We start from the raw sequence: 16,443 nt of genomic DNA, 5'->3' as shown, positions 1-16,443 counted from the left end.
TAGCGGCGGGCACGGAGCCGTCGCCCCGGTTGTCCACAGGCCTACCTGGTCGACAACGCATCAGAGCGAGGCGAGCACCTCGTCGACGGTCGTCAGCGTGATCAGCGGCGCGTACAGGGCCATCACGTCGAGGGCCCGGCGGTGGTCGGCTTCGGAGACCCCGGCGCACGCATCGGCCACCACGCGCACCTGCACGCCGGCGTCCGCAGCCGCCAGCGCCGTCGACAGGACGCAGCAGTCGGTCGAGACACCGGCGAGCACGATGGACGACGGCCCGCCCAGCGCGGCGGCCGACTCCGCATCCCACTTGCCGAAGGTCGTGCGGGTGACGACGGTGGCGTCGTGGATCGGGAACTCCGGCATCAGGTCGTACTGCCCTTCGAGCCGGGGGTCGAGGGCGAACGGCCAGTCCTCGTAGTACGGGATCCACGCGCCGACAGGGTGGGACGGTGCGACGAAGCGGGTGAGCGCGACACGCGAGCCGAACGCGGGGCGCAGGCGCGTGCATCCCGCGCTCGCCGTCTCGTAGTCCGGGGTGAACCACTCGCTGCCCGGCTCTCCGAAGACGCGCTGCATGTCGATCAGCACGAGCCAGGGATCGGCACCGGATGGGTTCGTCACGCGACGTCCCGATCGAGCTGCAGAGCGCCCTCCTGCTGCCGGATCACGGGGCGCATGAAGAGGATCGTGCCGACGTAGCCGATCGCGAGAGCCGCGAGCACCCCGAGGTTGGCGCCGCCCCAGGTCTCGCGGAACGTGCCCTTGCCCGCACCGCCGAGGAAGTAGCCCTGCCAGCCGAGCCAGGAGGCGTAGCCGTTCTCGACCAGGCCCCAGCCGACGATGGTGCCGAGCACGATGAGGCCGATCGGGATCCACTGCACGCTGCCATAGCGCCCTTTGGCGGTGAACAGCTCGGCCGTCGCGTAGTCCTTCCGGCGGAGCTGGATGTCGGCGAGGAAGATGCCGGCCCAGGCGGCGATCGGAACCCCCAGCGTGATCAGGAAGCCCTGGAACGGCACCACGAACGACGTGGCGAAGAAGGCCACGTAGATGGTGCCGGCGATCATGACGACGCCGTCGACCGACGCGGCCGCATAGCGGGGGATGCGCAGCCCGGCGTTGAGGAGGGAGAAGCCCGACGAGTAGATGTTCATGACTGAACCGCCCACGAGCCCGAGGATCGCGACGAGGGCGAACGGCACCAGGAACCAAGCCGGAACGATCTTCGCGAGGGCGCCGATCGGGTCGGTGTTGATGTCGTTCAGGAGCGTCGTCGAGCTGCCCGCGAGGAGGAGGCCGAAGGCCAGGAGGATGACCGGGGCGATCGACGAGCCGAAGGTCGTCCACCAGACCACGCCGCCGCTCGACGCCTTGCGCGGCAGGTAGCGGGAGTAGTCGGCGGCGGCGTTGACCCAGCCGAGACCGAAGCCGGTCATCATGAAGACGAAGCCGCCGATGACCGCGGCGAGCGAGCCGGCGGGTAGCGAGGCGACTGCGTGGAAGTCGATGCGGTGGAAGGTCAGGACGATGTAGACGACCGTCAGGATGCCCGTCGCGACAGTGATCCACTTCTGGAGTCGCATGATGAAGTCGAAGCCGAGGATTCCGCCGATGACGACGAGGGCCGCCACGACCACCAGGGCGACGACCTTGGTCACGACACCGCCGCCGGCGCCGAGCTGCACGAAGACCGTGTTGGTCGCGAGCACGGCGAGTGAGGTCAGGGCGGTCTCCCATCCGACGGTCAGCACCCACGAGATGATCGACGGGACCTTGTTGCCGTTGACACCGAAGGCGGCACGACCGAGCGTCATCGTCGGGGCGTTGCCGCGTTTGCCCGCGAGGGCGATGAAGCCGCAGAACAGGAACGAGATGACGATGCCGAGCACGCCGACCACGACTGCCTGCCAGAACGAGACGCCGAAGAAGAGCAGATAGGCGCCGTAGCCGATGCCGAGCACCGAGACGTTGGCGGCGAACCACGGCCAGAAGAGCTGGCGCGGTGTGCCCCTGCGCTCCGACTCCTCGATGGCGTTGACGCCGTTCGATTCGATGCCGCGGGGCGTGGCGTCGGCCGACACGTTCGACGGACTGGTGGGTGCTTCGGCGGTCATGCTCGGGCTCTTCTCGATGTGGGCGATGGGTGTCGATCTCACCTGGGAGTTCTAGGCTCGACCCATGACCGCAACCGTAGCTTCCGAAGCCCCCGCCGTGCCCGATTCGACCGCCGTGGACTTCTGGTTCGACCCCTCGTGCCCGTGGGCCTGGATGACCAGCCGCTGGGTGGACGAGGTCGCCGCGCACCGCAATCTCGACGTCACCTTCCACGTGATGAGCCTCGGCCTCCTCAACGAGGACAACGAGGGGTTCGATCCTGCGGTGCTCGCCAAGCTGATCCGCTACACGCGCCTCGTGACCGCTGCCGAGCAGCTCCACGGGCAGCAGGTCGTCAAGCCGCTCTACGACGCCCTGGGCACCCGGATCCACCCGGGCCAGGAGAAGGACCAGGACACCGTCATCGCGGGCGCCCTCGCCGAGGTCGGCCTGCCCGCCGACTTCGCGAAGTACGCCGACAGCGACGAATACGATGCCGAGATGCGCGCCAGCCACGACGACGGGATCGGTCGCGTCGGTCAAGACGTGGGTACGCCGGTCATCGCCGTGAACGGCACGGCGTTCTTCGGTCCGGTCATCTCGCCGGCGCCGACCGGCCCGATCGCTCTCACCCTCTGGGACGGCGTCGTCGCCGCCGCGAGCTACGACGGCTTCTTCGAGTTGAAGCGCAGCCGCACCCGCGGCCCGCAGTTCTGAGATAGAGGCGGCGGGCGGAGCGGCGGCGCGCTCAGTTCTAGGATTGGCGGTATGCGCATCCATGTGGGGACCGACCACGCCGGCCTCGAATTCGCCCAGACCCTCATCAAGCACCTGTCCGACCAGGGGCACGAAGTGACCGACCACGGCCCGAAGACGTACGAGCCGCTCGACGACTACCCCTCGTTCTGCATCGCCGCCGCCCGCGCGGTCGTCCGCGACCAGAGCGAGGGCCTCGAGAGCCTCGGAGTCGTCTTCGGCGGGTCGGGCAACGGCGAGCAGATCGCAGCCAACAAGGTCGAGGGCGTCCGCGCCGCACTGGCCTGGAACGACGCCACGGCCCAGCTCGCCCGTCAGCACAACGACGCCAACGTCGTCGCCATCGGGGCGCGTCAGCACACCGAAGACGAGGCGATCGCCCTGATCGACCTGTTCATCAAGACCCCGTTCTCGTTCGAGGAGCGTCACGAGCGCCGCATCGCTCAGCTCGCCGAGTACGAGCGCACGGGAGCGATCGCGGGCCACCCGGTCGACTGACCCGCGGCGTAGGCTCGACGAATGCCTGAAGGTCACTCCGTCCACCGAATCGCCAATCAGTTCGAGCAGAGTTTCGTGGGGCACCGCATCGAGGCTTCGAGCCCCCAGGGTCGTTTCGCGGCCGGGGCCGAGCAGTTGAGCGGTGCCACGATGGTCGACTCGAAGGCCGTCGGCAAGCAGATGTTCCTGGAGTTCGACAACGGGCTCTTCCTCCACGTGCACCTCGGCCTCTACGGCGCGTGGGACTTCGCCGGGCAGATCGCCACCGGTGCGTCGATGGCCGAGACCCGGACGCGTCGGATGGCGACTCGCCGGGCGGAGAACGGCAAAGACCCCGAGACCGGCAAGGACCCCGAGACCGGCAAGGCCGCCGAGACCGGGACACCCGCGCACGTCGCCGACGACGACGGCGAGCACTCGATGGCGAGCATCGGAGCTCCGCGCACCCGCCGCGTCCGTATGGCCGAGCAGGAGAAGCAGGAGGACGACCTCGAGTCCTTCCCGCCCGAGCCCGTCGGCCAGGTGCGCGTCCGCCTTCTCAGCGACACGGCCGTCGCCGACCTCCGTGGCCCGACGAAGTGCGAGGTGCTCGACGCGGAAGGGGTCGACACCGCGATCTCGAAGCTGGGACCCGACCCGCTGGTCGACTCGCCGAAGAAGGGCGGCGATCGGTTCGTCGCGATCGCCGGCAAGAAGCGCACGCCGATCGGTCTGCTCCTGATGGACCAGTCGGTCATCAGCGGCATCGGCAACATCTACCGCGCCGAGATGCTGTTCCGTGCCCGGCTCAACCCGCACACGCCCGGCACCGAGGTCCCCGAGGAGACGCTCCGGGCCCTCTGGAAGGACTGGACGAAGCTCCTCAAGAGCGGCGTCGAGCTCGGCCAGATGATGACGATGGACGGCCTGTCGAAGAAGGCGTACGCCCAGGCGCTCAAGAGCCGCGCCGACCGGCACTGGGTCTACCACCGTGAGGGGCTGCCCTGCCGGGTGTGCGGCACGAACATCGTCATGGAAGACATGGGCGGCCGCAAGCTCTACTGGTGCCCGGTCGACCAGGCCTGATCGCGCCCGCGCTCACGCTCGAGTGCGCCCACGGGCGGGCGCGGGTCTGACAAGCTGGCGGCATGCGCCTCACACCGCACTTCGTGCTCGACGACATCCTCGAGGTCAAACGCCTCATCCGCGAGAACCCCTGGGCGACGATCGTGTCGCACACGGCGACCGGCATCGTCGCGTCGCACTATCCGGTCATCCTCGAAGAGACACCGGACGACGAGATCTCGATCGTCAGCCACGTCGGTCGCCCCGACGAGCAGTCGCACGAGCTGGGTCGGCACGAGATCCTCGTCGTGATCCAGGGCCCCCACGGCTACGTCTCGCCGAACTGGTATCCGGAGGGCCAGATCGTGCCCACCTGGAACCACGTCACAGCGCACCTCTACGGCACGCCGGAGATCCTCTCCGACGAGGAGAACTTCCGCGTGCTCGGCGAACTCGTCGACCACTTCGAGAGCCGCATGCCCGAGCCGGTCTCGCTCTCCCTCGACGAGGCGGGGGCCCGCGGTGTGGCCCGAGGAACCGTCGGGCTGCGGATGCACGTCACCCGGTTCGACGCCCGCCTCAAACTGAGCCAGAACAAGCAGCCCGAGGTCGTCGACCGGATCATCGAGGCCCTCGACTCCGACCCGGCCTACGCCAACCCGGCGCTGGCCGACGAGATGCGCCGGGTCCACCCTCGATGACGGACGATCTCCTCCTCCGGAACGCCCGACTGGTCGGCCGCGACGGCGAGCCGACCGACGTCCTGATCGAAGACGGCGCCGTCTCGGCGATCGCGTCCGGCATCGCCGCGGGCACCGCCGAGGCCGTCGACCTCGAGGGGCGGTTCCTCCAGCCCGGCCTGTGGGACAACCACGTGCACATGGAGCAGTGGGCGCTCGTGCGGCAGCGGCTCGACGTGTCCGGGGCGGCGTCGGCTCGCGAGGCGGCGGCGCTGGTGCAGGCGAGGCTCGCCTCCGAGGTTCCGGGAGACCGGGATCTGCTCGTCGGCTACGGCTTCCAGGACGCCCTGTGGAACGACGAGCCGACTCGCGCCCTGCTCGACGGCGCCGGTGCCTCGCCGATCGTGCTGGTGAGCCACGATCTGCACGCGGTGTGGGCGAACACGGCCGGGCTGGCGCTCGTGGGTCTGCCCGGGCATCCCACGGGCCTGCTTCGCGAACAGGAGGCGTTCGACGCCTCGACCACGATCACCGGGATCGACAGCTCGCGGATCGACGAATGGGTGGGCGACGCAGCCCGTGCCGCCGCTGCTCGAGGCGTGGTCGGCATCGTCGACCTCGAGATGACGCTGTCGTTCGAGGCCTGGGCCCGCCGGGTCTCCCAGGGCGTCGATTCGCTGCGCGTGCGCGCCGGCGTCTACCCGCGCGACCTCGACGCCGTCATCGGGTCCGGGCTGCGCACCGGCGACGAGATCGGGGGATGCGCGGGGCTGGTCACCGTCGGCCCCGCCAAAATCATCACCGACGGCTCTTTGAACACCCGCACCGCCTTCTGCCACGACCCGTATCCGGGCCTCGCCGGCCGCCCGGGCGCGAACGGGGTCTCGGTCTTCATCCGGGCCGAGCTCGTCGAGCTCATGACCCGGGCTTCTTCGGCCGGATTCGATCTCGCCGTGCACGCCATCGGCGACCGCGCCAACACCGACGTGCTCGACGCCTACGAGACAATCGGGGCCCGCGGCTCCATCGAGCACGCGCAACTCCTCACGACCGCCGACGTCGCCCGCTTCGCGCGCCTCGGCGTCGTCGCGAGCGTGCAGCCGGAGCACGCGATGGACGACCGCGACGTCGCCGAGGTCTACTGGGAGGGCCGGACCGGTCGGGCGTTCCCCCTCGAGTCGCTCGCCGCCGCCGGGGTCGTGCTGCGGCTCGGGTCGGACGCACCGGTCGCCCCTCTCGACCCGTGGATCGCCCTCGACGCCGCGGTCACCCGGTCACGCGGAGGCCGCGACCCGTGGCACCCGGAGCAGCGGCTCGCGCGGGCGGTGGCGCTGGCCGCGTCGACGGGCGGGTCCGGCCCGTCGCGGTCGGGTGCCGGGGCCGGATCTGTCGGGGTGGCCCTCGGCGACCGGGCGGACCTCGCCGTCGTGGACGCGGACCCCTTGGCCGAGACGACGTCGCTGCGCTCGATGTCGGTCGCGGCGACGCTCCTCGCGGGCCGCTTCACTCACCGCGCCCTTTAGCCTGCGCCCTCTCCGCGTCAGCTCCGCTCCGCGCCCGCCGGCCGACTCCAGAACACGCCGCTCACCTTCGGGCGCGCCTGCACCTTCTGGAGTTGCTGGTACGTGGCCTGCTGGGTGACTCCAGAACACGCCGCTCACCTTCGTTCATGAGCGGCGTGTCCTGGAGTCGCAGCACCTCGGAGTCGGGTGTCTTGGCGTCTGGCCCGGTGACTCCAGAACACGCCGCTCACCTTCGGGCGCGCCTGCACCTTCTGGAGTCGCTGGTACGTGGCCTGTTGGGTGGCTCCGTAACACGCCGCTCACCTTCGTTCATGAGCGGCGTGTCCTGGAGTCGCGGTATCCGCAGCGCCCGCCCGGCAACGACGAAGCCGCCTCCCCGAGGGGCGGCGGCCAGGTCGAAACGCCGCGAGGGCGGCGGGCGGAACCTACTGCGAGACGTGCGCCGTCAAGAACCAGCGGTCCTTGTCGAGGCCGCGGGCGATCTCGATCGCGACGTCCTGCGAGGAGGCGTCGATCTCGCCGAGCTCGTCGATCGCGGTCTGCACGGAGGCGCGGGCCGAGTCGATCTGCGCGACGATGCCGGCGATGGTGGCGTCGATCTGCTGGAAGCCGGCCTTGAGCGGCGGGTTCGTCGTCGTCGAGGCGACCGTCTCGAGACGACCGTCGACGGGGAGCCCCAGGGCGACGATGCGCTCGGCGGCGAGGTCGGCGTACTCCTGTGCGTGGTCGACGACGTCGTCGAGGAGCTCGTGCACGGCGATGAAGCTGATGCCCCGGACGTGCCAGTGCGCCTGCTTGCCGTTCACGGCGAGGGCGGTCAGGTTCGTGACGATCGGGGTGAGGAACTGAGCCGTGGCGGCTGCGACGTCGGGGTCGGCGGAGCTCGTGACGGGGGTGGTGCTGACGGAGGATGCGGTGACATCGGACATGTCGTGGTCCTTTCCCTTGCGGTTTTCGGCCTTGGTGAACCCAACGCTAGAGGTCTGAGAGAATTCCGCAAGCAAGCTGAGGCTCGGCTTACGGAGGGTTGCCTCGCCTTACGCCGGGTTGCGGTGCCGGAGAGACGGCGGCCGTGCATCCCACGTTTCGGGGGTTTTCCCCACCATCGACCCGGTCGCTGCCACCATGGTCGGAGGCCTCCTGTTCGGCGAGGCTGGAACGCATGGACCAGATGACACACGACACGACCACCGCGATGCCGGGGGATGCCCCGTCCGGCCTCTACGCACGGCTCTGGAGGCGCTTCCCCCGCGACGTCGGCTACCTCGCCCTGACCGGCGTCATCGTCGTGGTCGCGCTCTTCGCCTGGGCGGCCGTCCTCGCGGTCTTCTCGTCCTTCTCGGTGGGACTGGGCACGATCGTGCTCCTCGCGCTGCTGGTGCTGGGACTGCTCTGGTTCGGCCGGGTCTTCGGGCCGTTCGAGATCGTCCGGCTGTCGTGGGCCGGGGCAGCATCGCCGCCTCCGGTGGCCTGGCGCACGACGGCCACGGAGAACCGGTTCCTCCGAATCGTCGAGGTCGCTCGCGACCCGCACTTCTGGCTCTACGGCCTCTTCACGGCGATCGTGTTCCCCGCGCTGGGCTTCGTGGTGAGCGCTGTCTCGGCCGGTCTCGCCCTCCTCGCCGTCGGGCTGTTCATCGGGGCGGGTCCGGTCGTGCTCGCGGCGCCCCTTCTGCTTCCCCAGCTCGCCGACCAGTTGGACGGCCTCCGCGTCGTCGTCGGCATCGGTGCCCTTATCGTCGGCCTCGGCTTCGTCGCGCTGCTCCCGTTCGTCACGCGTGGCTGCGTCCGTCTTCAGGGCGCTGTCGCCACGGCGATGCTCGGAGGCTTCCCGTCCGAGCAGCTCGCCCTGCGACTGAAGGGCCTGGAGGTCTCGCGCAGCGCCGCCGTCTCGGCCGAAGGAACGGCTCTGCGCCGCCTCGAGCGCGACATCCACGACGGGCCGCAGCAGCGACTCGTGCGCATCCAGATGGACCTGGCCGCGGCCGCCCGCGCCGTCGACACCGACGTCGAGAAGGGCAAGGGGCTGATCGAGGATGCCCTGCAGCACTCCCGCGACGCCCTCGACGAACTCCGGGCGCTCTCCCGCGGGTTCGCGCCTCCGCTCCTACTCGATCGCGGCCTCGCCGCCGCCCTCGAGGCCCTCGTCGACCGGTCCGCCGTGCCGACCCGCTTCACGAACGAGCTTCCCGACGGCTTCGCGATCCCCACCGAGATCGAGCGGAACGCCTACTTCATCGCTGCCGAACTCCTCGCCAACGTCTCGAAGCACTCCGAGGCCGACCGGGCCGACCTGATCCTCAGCGCGACGGGTGGCGAGACCGCCGAGCTGCGGATCGTGGTCTCGGACGACGGCCGTGGGGGAGCGGCCCTCGCTCCGGCTCACGGTCTGGTCGGCATCGAGGAGCGCCTGGTCGGCCTCGGTGGTCGGCTCGAGCTGCGCAGCCCCGTCGGCGGGCCGACGCACGTGCGAGTGCACGTGCCCGTGCCCTACGCGCCGGAGGACACCGTCGCGGCGAGTGGGACGGCTGCGTCGGAGGAGACGGCTACCGGGGACGACGCGGCTGCGCCGGAGTCGGAGCCCGCGCCGGAGTCGGAGCCCGTGCCGGAGTCAGAGCCCGCGCCAGACCCCGGGCTCGACCTCGCCGAGACGGTCCCGCTCGAGGGAGCGACGCCGACGCTCGCCTACCCGACGGAGGAGCTGCCGCGGAGGTGACTCCGGGGTGCTGCGCAGCGGCTCAGCCGCGGGGCGCACGCCCCGGCACGAACGACGCCACGAACGCTCCTTCGCCGACCAGGACCGACAGCAGCGCGAGGTTGCCGACGGGCACGGCCGCGGAGACCACCGCGAGGAAAAGGCCCTCCGCGACGAGGCCGAGGCCGATGAGGCGGGCGCCCCCGCGGAAGCCGGTGGGAGCGACGACCCAGAGGTAGGCGTCGGCGGCGAGGCCACGGAGGCCGGACGGGAGGCCGTGCATCCCACGCTCGGGTGTGGTGTTCATGTGCGGACCCTACGCCTCCTTCATGCGTCGACGAGCCCGGAACCCGACCCGGGCGAGGACGAGGACGAGGAGGACGGTGACGACGAACGATCGGCGCCCGACACGACGACGACCACCACGATCACCAGGAGCCCGGCCACGACCTGGAGCGCGAACGGCGCGAACGAGGCGAGGGCGATCAGGACGACGAAGACCGGCACGACCGTGTTGACGCGCCGGGACGATACCCGCCGCAGGACGAACAGCCACACGAACAGCACGAACACGGCGCACGGCACGGCCAGGGCGGCGGACGAGGCGATCGTCGAGAGGTGCGATCCGCCCTCGCCTTCGCCGGTGTCGATCGCGATCTCGATCCCCGCCGCGAGAGCCGCGGCCGACGCGAAGATGACGTAGTGCCCGTAGCCCCAGGTGAAGGCCATCCCGGCCGATCCGAGCAGGTTGTGTTGCGGGAACGCGAAATAGATCCACCAGAACGCGGCGATGATCACGAGCGACGACGCCGCGAGCAGGACGAGGGAGGGGAGATGGTCGGTGTGCGATCCCGCCGCGACGACCGCGTTGGTGGAGGCGAGGATCGACTCGCCGAGCACGATCAGCGTGAAGAGCCCGTACCGCTCCGTCACGTGATGCCGATGCCACTGCGTCTGCACACGCCGCTCGGCGACGATCGGCACGAGCATCTCGAGCACGATGCCGACGCCGAAGGTCGGGACGGCCAGGGAGGTCGGTACGAAGAGGAGGCTGGTCCAGAACACCTGCGCGATGAGGATGCCGAAGCCGTACGTGAGGGTCGTGCGCCGGTAGCGCGGATCGCTGACCGCCGCCCGGAACCACTGGAAGGCCATGGGCAGCCGCATGATCACGTAGCCGGTCACCCCGAGGGTGAAGTCGGGATGCTCGACGTCCTCCAGCTTCGGAAGGCCGGCCGCGTAGGTGAGGGCCCCGCCCATCTGCACGATCGTCGCGATGCGGTAGAGCCAGTCGTCGGTGTCGAACGAGGTGGCGAACCAGGTGAAGTTGAGCCACGCCAGCCAGAGTCCGAAGAACCCCATCGCGAAGTAGACGACGCTGATCGCGCCATGGCCCTCGGTCAGGTTGTGGTGGAGAGCGGTCGACGAGAAGGAGACGCCGACGACGATCGTCAGGTCGAAGAGGAGCTCGAGCGAACTGGCGGCGCGATGCGGCTCGTTCGGGTCGCGCATGGTCATCAGCCGGAGAGCGGATCGGTGCTGAGCCAGGGGTCGGGGGCTTCGGGCCATGGCGTTACGTTACCGACCCCTCGGACTGGGACGAGACACTCGGGTACCGCCCGCGATAATGGACTGATGCGATCGTTGCGTGGATGCCTGATCGGCGGCGTCCTCGCCGCCTCCCTCGTCGTGCTCACGGCGTGTTCGATCACTCCCGGTCCGAACTCCGCGGCCGGTGCCGCGCCGACCTCGCCGACGCCCTTTCCGACCGTCACCGCCACGTCGTCGCCGAGCGATTCGGCCCTCGGCACGAAGAGCGATCCGATCCGCCTCGCGATCGTCGGCGACTCCCTCACGGCCGGTGGGCGCCGCGAGCTCTCGTCGGGGCTGACGCCGAACACGTGGGTCACCTACGCCCGAGGCAACGGCATCGACTTCGTCGGCGGCTGGGCGAAGGGCGGCACGTCGGCGCAGGTGCAGGCGGCCCACGTCACGCCGATCCCCGATGTCGACGTGCTGGTGCTGATGAGCGGCACGAACGACGTCCGCCTCGGCTTCACCTTCGATCAGGCCGAGCCGAGCTACGACAAGATCATCTCCATCGTGAAGCCGAAGCACGTCATCATCGGCGACATCCCGCCGTACGACCTGAAGCCGACCGCAGCCGAGAAGTACGCGGTGCAGCTCAAGGCCTACGCCCAGAAGAAGGGCTACGACTTCTACGATCCGTGGCAGTTCGCCCGCGACGGCGACCGCTACGTGGCGGGCGTCTCGAACGACGGCATCCACCCCACCACCTCGGGCTACAAGACGATCGGCAAGAACTACCGCGACGAGATCCTCCGGGTGATCGCCAAGCCGGTCCAGAGCTGATCCGAAGGGCCGTCCGTTGACGACACGACGCCGGGGTCCGTTCCGGGTGCTTCTCCTGGCCGGAACGGTGGCGGGCTCGCTGGCGCTTCTCGTCGGCTGTTCGACGAGCGTGACGGCGGCGACGCCGACCTCCACTTCGTCGCCGTCGTCCTCGTCCGCGTCCTCGATACCGATCCGCTTCGCCGCGGTCGGCGACTCGCTCACCTCCGGTATCACCGGCGCCAACATCGCCGAGGGCGAGAACAGCGGATCGTGGGTGCACTACGCCCTGGGCGGGCGCCTCGAGTTCGCCGGCGGCTGGTCGGTGCCGGGCACCACGATCGAGGAGCAGGCAGCCCACGTCGCGAAGATGAGCGACGTCGACGTGCTGGTGGTGCTCAGCGGAACGAACGACGTGCGTCACGGCGAGACGTTCGGGCACGCCGAGGCGAGCTACGCCGACGTCGTCGCGACGACCGACCCCGAGCGGGTGCTCATCGCGGCGATCCCTCCCCTGACCGCTGCGCCCGACGCCGCGCGCGAGTACAACACCCGGTTGGCGGCGTTCGCCACGGCGCACGGCTGGACCTTCTTCGACCCGTGGGGGTTCGCCCGCGACGGCGACGACTGGAAGGCCGGCGTCTCCACGGACGGCATCCATCCCACTCTTGCCGGGTACGAGCGTCTGGGGGCGAGCCTCCGGAGCGAGATCCTGCGGGTCGGTGCTTCGGGCTGAGCTCTCTCAGCTCTGGACGAGCGTCAGCTCTGGAGGAACGTGAGCACGGCCAGAACCCGCCGGTGGTCTCCGCCCGCGTCTTCGAGACCGAGCTTCTGGAAGATGTTGGTCACGTGCTTCTCGACCGCGCCCGTGCCGATCACGAGAGTCGAGGCGATGGCGGCATTGGTCCGCCCCTCGGCCATCAGCCCCAGCACGTCGCGCTCGCGCGGCGTGAGTCCGGCCAGCGGGTCGCTGCGCCGTCCGAGCAGCGCCGCCACGACTGACGGGTCGAGCACGGTGCCGCCGCCCCGGATCCGGGCGACGGCGTCGCCCAGCTCGGCCAGGGAGGTCACGCGGTCCTTGAGCAGGTAGCCGACCCCCTCGGATCCCGCCGCCAGCAGTTCTCGGGCGTAGGCGACCTCGACGTACTGCGAGAGCAGCAGGATGCCCGTGGCCGGCCGACGGCGTCGGATCTCGATCGCCGCGCGGACACCCTCGTCGCGGTGCGAGGGCGGCATCCGCACGTCGAGCACGGCCACGTCGGGCCGTACGGTGTCGAGTTCGGCGAGCAGCGAGTCGGCGTCGCCGTACGAGCCGACGACCTCCGCCCCCAGTTCATCGAGCAGCCGGACCAGGCCCTCCCGGAGCAGGACCGAGTCGTCCGCGACGACGACGCGAGCCGGAGGGGCACTGGTTGGGGCGGTCACCCGTCGAGTGTAGGGGCCGGGGGATGCACGGGCCTCAGTCGGCCAGCGGCTCGGCGTACACGCGGAACTCGCCGCGCCCCGAGTGCATGGCCCAGAGCTTCTCGGCGACGCTCTCGGAGCTGTGCGCCTCGGCGCCGTCGTCGATTCCGAACGGGATGATCAGCTGCCCGACGTGGATACCCTCGTCGGCCAGCGCCTCGTGGAGGAGTTGCGCGTAGGCGCTCTCGCCGGCGAACGCGACGGAGGTTCCGGTGACCTTCGGGCCGGGCCGGACGGCGCTTCCCCCGTTGACGAACAGAAGGGTCCCGCGGCCGAGGGCGCGCATCCCCGGGATCACCTGGTGCGCGGCAGTGACCGGCCCGTAGATCGAGAACTCCACCGGCCCGACGAGGTCGTCGGCGACGGTCTCGAGCACCGGACGCATGAACTCCTTGGCGGGCAGGGGGCTGTACTGCAACACCTCGATGGGGCCGAGCGCCTCGGTCGCGCGGACGAGGGCGTTCTGGAGCGAGGCCTGGTCACGGACGTTCGCGCTGAAGCCCTCTGCCGTGTGGCCCTCGGAGCGGAGGGTGGCGGCGAGTTCGTCGAGACGGCCCTGGTGGCGGGAGACGAGGGCTACGGCGAAGCCCTCTCGGGCAAAGCGGCGGGCTACGGTCAGGCCGAGGCCGGGGCCGGCTCCGATGATGGCGATGGTTGTCATGCGTCCCGTTGTACACGGGGTGATCGTGGCCGGGTGGTCGCTCTCCGTGGCCGGATGTCGCTGCTCGGTCGTCGGGTGGTCGCTACTCCGTGGTCGGAGTGGCTGCCGCATCCGCCTGTCCGGAGCTTGCCGGGAGGTTCGACGACGCGAGGGTGTCTCCGGCCTGAACGGCATGCGCCCACTCGGCTGCCGTCGCCACCGCCGCGAATCCCGACTGCATGGTGACCAGGACGCTCGAGTGCAACGCCGCCGCCGTGACGGTACCGGCTTCGTTGACCAGGTCGATCGTGCCGGTGGCGTCGGAGAGGAACTCGACGGTGAAGCCGAGAGCGGCGGCGTCGCGGGCGGTGCCGGCGCAGCAGTGCTGGGTCATGTAGCCGGCGATGACGACGGTGTCCACGCCCGCGGCGCGCAGCCACTGCTCGAGGTCTGTGCCGGCGAAGGACGAGACGTCGGACTTCTCGATCGCGTGGGCGACCTTGCGGTCGGCGATGCGGGGGTGCAGTTCGGCACCGGTCGAGCCGCGGGCGAAGATCGGAGCGTCGGCCTCTTCGACGTGGGTGACCATCACGACCGGGATACCGGCATCGTCGGCCGTGTCGAGCGCCAGGAGGATGTTCGGGATCGACACCGACAGGTCGGGGGAGCGGATCGGCAGGGTGCCGGTGACGTATTCGTTCTGGACGTCGATGACGACGAGGGCGCGCTTCATGGTGTCTCCGGGGCTGGTGCGAGTGGTGATCGCAGCCTAGCGAGGGGTGCCGGTCGCGAGGCGGCGTTCGCGCCTCGGGCCGGTGCGGCGCGGCATCAGCGCATGCGTGAGCCGTTTCGCGTCGGGGGCGTCGTTTCGCGCCGCGGCGCGAAACCACACCCCCAAGCCGAAACGACGCAATGGAGGGGATGACGGGAATCGAACCCGCGCCATCAGTTTGGAAAACTGAGGCTCTACCATTGAGCTACATCCCCGCGCAGCGCTCGAAAGCAGCACGGCGGAGACCAGCATAGGGCATGCGAGCGGGGGCTTCCGAACGGCGACGGCGGGTGCATCCCACGCTCCGTCTTTCCACAGGGGTTCGGATCGCCCAGTTTCGGGGCCCGGCAGTCGGCTAGACTTCACGAGGTCTTTTGGCCCGTCCTCAACGGGAATCACGAACGATCGCAGCAATCGGCACCACCAGGGGTCCATGATCCCGGGGCGTAGCGTAGTGGCTAGCGCGTCCGTTTTGGGGGCGGAAGATCGCAGGTTCGAGTCCTGTCGCCCCGACGTTCGACTTAAGCAGTACCGCAGCAACCAAACGGCCTCACGGCACAACAGCACCACGACAAAGGAAGTACACGACATTGGTCAAGACCACGGTTGAGCAGCTCAGCCCCACGCGCGTCAAGCTCAACATCGCTGTGAGCCCGGACGACTTGAAGCCCGGCATCACGCACGCCTACGGCCACATCGCCGAGTCCGTCACGATCCCCGGCTTCCGCAAGGGCAAGGTTCCGCCGCCCATCATCGACCAGCGCGTCGGTCGCGAAGAGGTCCTGAACCACGCCGTCAGCGAGAGCATGGACAGCTTCTACCGCGCCGCGGTCGAAGAGGTCGAGCTCCGCCCCCTCGGTCGCCCCGAGGCCGACGTCGTCGAGTGGCCCGACGTGAAGGACTTCTCCGGCGACCTGCTCATCGCGGTCGAGGTCGACGTCCGCCCCGACTTCACCCTTCCCGAGTACGACGGCCTCGAGCTCACGGTCGACTCGGTCGACATCTCCGACGAGGAGGTGGAGGAGGAGCTCACCAACCTCCGCACCCGCTTCGGCACCCTCATCACGGTCGACCGCCCCGCCACCACCGGCGACTTCGCCCAGATCGACCTCACCGCCACCATCGGTGACGACGAGGTCGACAACGCGAAGGGCATCTCGTACGAGATCGGCTCCGGCGACCTCATCGAGGGCATCGACGAGGCCCTCGAGTCCCTCACCGCCGGCGAGAGCACGACCTTCGAGTCGAAGCTGCTCGGCGGCGACCGCGAGGGCGAGACCGCTCTCATCGCCGTCACCGTCACCGCCGTGAAAGAGCGCGAGCTCCCTGAGGCCGACGACGACTTCGCTCAGATCGCCAGCCAGTTCGACACCATCGACGAGCTCAAGGGCGACCTGAAAGAGCAGCTCGGCCGCTCCAAGACCTTCGGTCAGGGTGCCCAGGCTCGCGACCAGGTCGTCGAGAAGCTCCTCGAGTCGGTCGAGATCCCCGTTCCCGAGAAGCTCGTCGAAGACGAGGTCCACCGTCACCTCGAGCAGGAGAACCGCCTCGAAGACGACGAGCACCGCGCCGAGGTCAAAGAGTCCAGCGAGAAGGCCTTCCGCAACCAGATCCTCCTCGACGCCATCGCCGAGAAAGAAGAGGTCAAGGTCGAGCAGGACGAGCTGACCCAGTACCTGATCCAGGGTGCCGCCCAGTACGGCATGGAGCCCGGCGAGTTCATCAAGGTCCTCGACCAGAACGGCCAGATCCCGGCCATGGTCGGCGAGGTCGCTCGCTCCAAGGCCCTCGCGGTCGTCCTGTCGAAGGCCAAGGTCTCCGACGACAAGGGCGCACCGGTCGACCTCTCCGCCTTCACCGCGACTGCGGGCGTCGGCGGCGACGAGGAAGACCACACCGGTCACGACCACGCGTAGCCAGCAGTA

At 69.6% G+C, this 16,443-nt stretch carries 17 protein-coding genes and 2 tRNA genes; 10 read left to right on the top strand and 9 right to left on the bottom strand.

Annotated elements, in window-relative coordinates; translation table 11 throughout:
• Positions 1 to 60: 60 nt before the first annotated feature.
• Together ABEA39_RS05865 and ABEA39_RS05860 are read right to left on the bottom strand one after the other, a co-directional pair.
• The gene (locus tag ABEA39_RS05865) at positions 61 to 621 is read right to left on the bottom strand and encodes a cysteine hydrolase family protein (RefSeq protein ID WP_345374306.1); all 561 of its coding nucleotides are present in this window, start codon (positions 619 to 621) and stop codon (positions 61 to 63) included.
• On the bottom strand, positions 618 to 2,114 hold the full coding sequence (locus ABEA39_RS05860; protein WP_345375276.1) for a purine-cytosine permease family protein: 1,497 nt from the start codon (positions 2,112 to 2,114) through the stop codon (positions 618 to 620). Before ABEA39_RS05860 ends, ABEA39_RS05865 begins: the two co-directional genes overlap by 4 nt.
• Before the next feature lie 64 nt (positions 2,115 to 2,178).
• On the opposite strand from ABEA39_RS05860, the gene ABEA39_RS05855 reads away from it, so the two are divergent.
• The 5 genes from ABEA39_RS05855 (at position 2,179) to ABEA39_RS05835 (ending at position 6,595) form a co-directional block, all read left to right on the top strand.
• On the top strand, positions 2,179 to 2,811 hold the full coding sequence (locus tag ABEA39_RS05855; protein WP_345374303.1) for a mycothiol-dependent nitroreductase Rv2466c family protein: 633 nt from the start codon (positions 2,179 to 2,181) through the stop codon (positions 2,809 to 2,811).
• 51 nt (positions 2,812 to 2,862) lie between these two features.
• A complete protein-coding gene (locus ABEA39_RS05850; protein ID WP_345374301.1) occupies positions 2,863 to 3,348 on the top strand; it encodes a ribose-5-phosphate isomerase in 486 nt (161 codons plus the stop codon).
• A gap of 21 nt (positions 3,349 to 3,369) precedes the next feature.
• Positions 3,370 to 4,413, top strand: a complete 1,044-nt coding sequence (locus ABEA39_RS05845; protein ID WP_345374298.1) for an Fpg/Nei family DNA glycosylase — start codon at positions 3,370 to 3,372, stop codon at positions 4,411 to 4,413.
• A 62-nt stretch (positions 4,414 to 4,475) separates the two neighbouring features.
• Positions 4,476 to 5,093, top strand: coding sequence for an FMN-binding negative transcriptional regulator (locus ABEA39_RS05840; RefSeq protein ID WP_345374296.1), 618 nt, complete (start codon positions 4,476 to 4,478; stop codon positions 5,091 to 5,093).
• Positions 5,090 to 6,595, top strand: coding sequence for an amidohydrolase (locus ABEA39_RS05835; RefSeq protein WP_345374294.1), 1,506 nt, complete (start codon positions 5,090 to 5,092; stop codon positions 6,593 to 6,595). Before ABEA39_RS05840 ends, ABEA39_RS05835 begins: the two co-directional genes overlap by 4 nt.
• A 425-nt stretch (positions 6,596 to 7,020) precedes the next feature.
• Here ABEA39_RS05835 and ABEA39_RS05830 read toward each other — a convergent pair whose 3' ends face one another.
• The gene (locus ABEA39_RS05830) at positions 7,021 to 7,524 is read right to left on the bottom strand and encodes a Dps family protein (protein ID WP_345374292.1); all 504 of its coding nucleotides are present in this window, start codon (positions 7,522 to 7,524) and stop codon (positions 7,021 to 7,023) included.
• A gap of 233 nt (positions 7,525 to 7,757) precedes the next feature.
• Between ABEA39_RS05830 and ABEA39_RS05825 the strand changes: the two genes are divergently transcribed.
• Positions 7,758 to 9,311: a sensor histidine kinase gene (locus ABEA39_RS05825; RefSeq protein WP_345374291.1), complete on the top strand. Its 1,554-nt coding sequence runs from the start codon at positions 7,758 to 7,760 to the stop codon at positions 9,309 to 9,311.
• Between the two features lie 22 nt (positions 9,312 to 9,333).
• Here ABEA39_RS05825 and ABEA39_RS05820 read toward each other — a convergent pair whose 3' ends face one another.
• Both ABEA39_RS05820 and ABEA39_RS05815 read right to left on the bottom strand, forming a co-directional pair.
• A complete protein-coding gene (locus ABEA39_RS05820) occupies positions 9,334 to 9,597 on the bottom strand; it encodes a hypothetical protein (RefSeq protein WP_345374289.1) in 264 nt (87 codons plus the stop codon).
• Between the two features lie 20 nt (positions 9,598 to 9,617).
• The gene (locus tag ABEA39_RS05815; protein ID WP_345374287.1) at positions 9,618 to 10,859 is read right to left on the bottom strand and encodes a low temperature requirement protein A; all 1,242 of its coding nucleotides are present in this window, start codon (positions 10,857 to 10,859) and stop codon (positions 9,618 to 9,620) included.
• A gap of 66 nt (positions 10,860 to 10,925) precedes the next feature.
• Between ABEA39_RS05815 and ABEA39_RS05810 the strand changes: the two genes are divergently transcribed.
• Together ABEA39_RS05810 and ABEA39_RS05805 are read left to right on the top strand one after the other, a co-directional pair.
• The gene (locus ABEA39_RS05810; RefSeq protein ID WP_345374285.1) at positions 10,926 to 11,663 is read left to right on the top strand and encodes an SGNH/GDSL hydrolase family protein; all 738 of its coding nucleotides are present in this window, start codon (positions 10,926 to 10,928) and stop codon (positions 11,661 to 11,663) included.
• A 16-nt stretch (positions 11,664 to 11,679) separates the two neighbouring features.
• Entirely contained in the window at positions 11,680 to 12,378 is a 699-nt protein-coding gene (locus ABEA39_RS05805; protein ID WP_345374283.1) for an SGNH/GDSL hydrolase family protein, read from the top strand.
• Between the two features lie 23 nt (positions 12,379 to 12,401).
• Here ABEA39_RS05805 and ABEA39_RS05800 read toward each other — a convergent pair whose 3' ends face one another.
• The 4 genes from ABEA39_RS05800 to ABEA39_RS05785 form a co-directional block, all read right to left on the bottom strand.
• Positions 12,402 to 13,067, bottom strand: coding sequence for a response regulator transcription factor (locus ABEA39_RS05800; protein ID WP_345374281.1), 666 nt, complete (start codon positions 13,065 to 13,067; stop codon positions 12,402 to 12,404).
• 34 nt (positions 13,068 to 13,101) lie between these two features.
• Positions 13,102 to 13,767 carry an SDR family NAD(P)-dependent oxidoreductase gene (locus tag ABEA39_RS05795; protein WP_345374279.1) on the bottom strand — a complete coding sequence of 222 codons (666 nt, stop codon included), beginning with the start codon at positions 13,765 to 13,767 and terminating at the stop codon, positions 13,102 to 13,104.
• 82 nt (positions 13,768 to 13,849) lie between these two features.
• Complete coding sequence (locus tag ABEA39_RS05790) at positions 13,850 to 14,479, bottom strand: cysteine hydrolase family protein (RefSeq protein ID WP_345374277.1); 630 nt, start codon at positions 14,477 to 14,479, stop codon at positions 13,850 to 13,852.
• Positions 14,480 to 14,659: 180 nt separating this feature from the next.
• Positions 14,660 to 14,733 (bottom strand) — tRNA-Gly (locus ABEA39_RS05785).
• A 225-nt stretch (positions 14,734 to 14,958) separates the two neighbouring features.
• Between ABEA39_RS05785 and ABEA39_RS05780 the strand changes: the two genes are divergently transcribed.
• Both ABEA39_RS05780 and tig read left to right on the top strand, forming a co-directional pair.
• Positions 14,959 to 15,031, top strand: a tRNA-Pro gene (locus ABEA39_RS05780).
• A 77-nt stretch (positions 15,032 to 15,108) separates the two neighbouring features.
• Positions 15,109 to 16,434 (top strand): trigger factor, encoded by a 1,326-nt coding sequence (tig, locus tag ABEA39_RS05775; RefSeq protein WP_345374275.1) that lies wholly within the window; start codon positions 15,109 to 15,111, stop codon positions 16,432 to 16,434.
• The last annotated feature ends 9 nt before the right edge of the window (positions 16,435 to 16,443 follow it).

It is taken from the genome of Frondihabitans cladoniiphilus, from assembly GCF_039544345.1.
Taxonomy (GTDB): Bacteria; Actinomycetota; Actinomycetes; order Actinomycetales; family Microbacteriaceae; genus Frondihabitans; species Frondihabitans cladoniiphilus.
The sequence above is the reverse complement of the archived record's forward strand: the minus strand, read 5'-3'. Positions and strand labels throughout refer to the sequence as shown.

What these genes read in the sequence shown, in the direction of transcription:
- ABEA39_RS05850 (WP_345374301.1), top strand. Translation starts at nt 2,863, where the DNA reads ATGCGCATCCATGTGGGGACCGACCACGCCGGCCTCGAATTCGCCCAG.
- ABEA39_RS05825 (WP_345374291.1), top strand. Translation starts at nt 7,758, where the DNA reads ATGGACCAGATGACACACGACACGACCACCGCGATGCCGGGGGATGCC.
- ABEA39_RS05840 (WP_345374296.1), top strand. Translation starts at nt 4,476, where the DNA reads ATGCGCCTCACACCGCACTTCGTGCTCGACGACATCCTCGAGGTCAAA.
- ABEA39_RS05795 (WP_345374279.1), bottom strand. Translation starts at nt 13,767, where the DNA reads ATGACAACCATCGCCATCATCGGAGCCGGCCCCGGCCTCGGCCTGACC.
- ABEA39_RS05820 (WP_345374289.1), bottom strand. Translation starts at nt 9,597, where the DNA reads ATGAACACCACACCCGAGCGTGGGATGCACGGCCTCCCGTCCGGCCTC.
- ABEA39_RS05835 (WP_345374294.1), top strand. Translation starts at nt 5,090, where the DNA reads ATGACGGACGATCTCCTCCTCCGGAACGCCCGACTGGTCGGCCGCGAC.
- ABEA39_RS05810 (WP_345374285.1), top strand. Translation starts at nt 10,926, where the DNA reads ATGCGATCGTTGCGTGGATGCCTGATCGGCGGCGTCCTCGCCGCCTCC.
- ABEA39_RS05790 (WP_345374277.1), bottom strand. Translation starts at nt 14,479, where the DNA reads ATGAAGCGCGCCCTCGTCGTCATCGACGTCCAGAACGAATACGTCACC.
- ABEA39_RS05855 (WP_345374303.1), top strand. Translation starts at nt 2,179, where the DNA reads ATGACCGCAACCGTAGCTTCCGAAGCCCCCGCCGTGCCCGATTCGACC.
- ABEA39_RS05845 (WP_345374298.1), top strand. Translation starts at nt 3,370, where the DNA reads ATGCCTGAAGGTCACTCCGTCCACCGAATCGCCAATCAGTTCGAGCAG.
- ABEA39_RS05860 (WP_345375276.1), bottom strand. Translation starts at nt 2,114, where the DNA reads ATGACCGCCGAAGCACCCACCAGTCCGTCGAACGTGTCGGCCGACGCC.
- ABEA39_RS05815 (WP_345374287.1), bottom strand. Translation starts at nt 10,859, where the DNA reads ATGGCCCGAAGCCCCCGACCCCTGGCTCAGCACCGATCCGCTCTCCGG.
- ABEA39_RS05830 (WP_345374292.1), bottom strand. Translation starts at nt 7,524, where the DNA reads ATGTCCGATGTCACCGCATCCTCCGTCAGCACCACCCCCGTCACGAGC.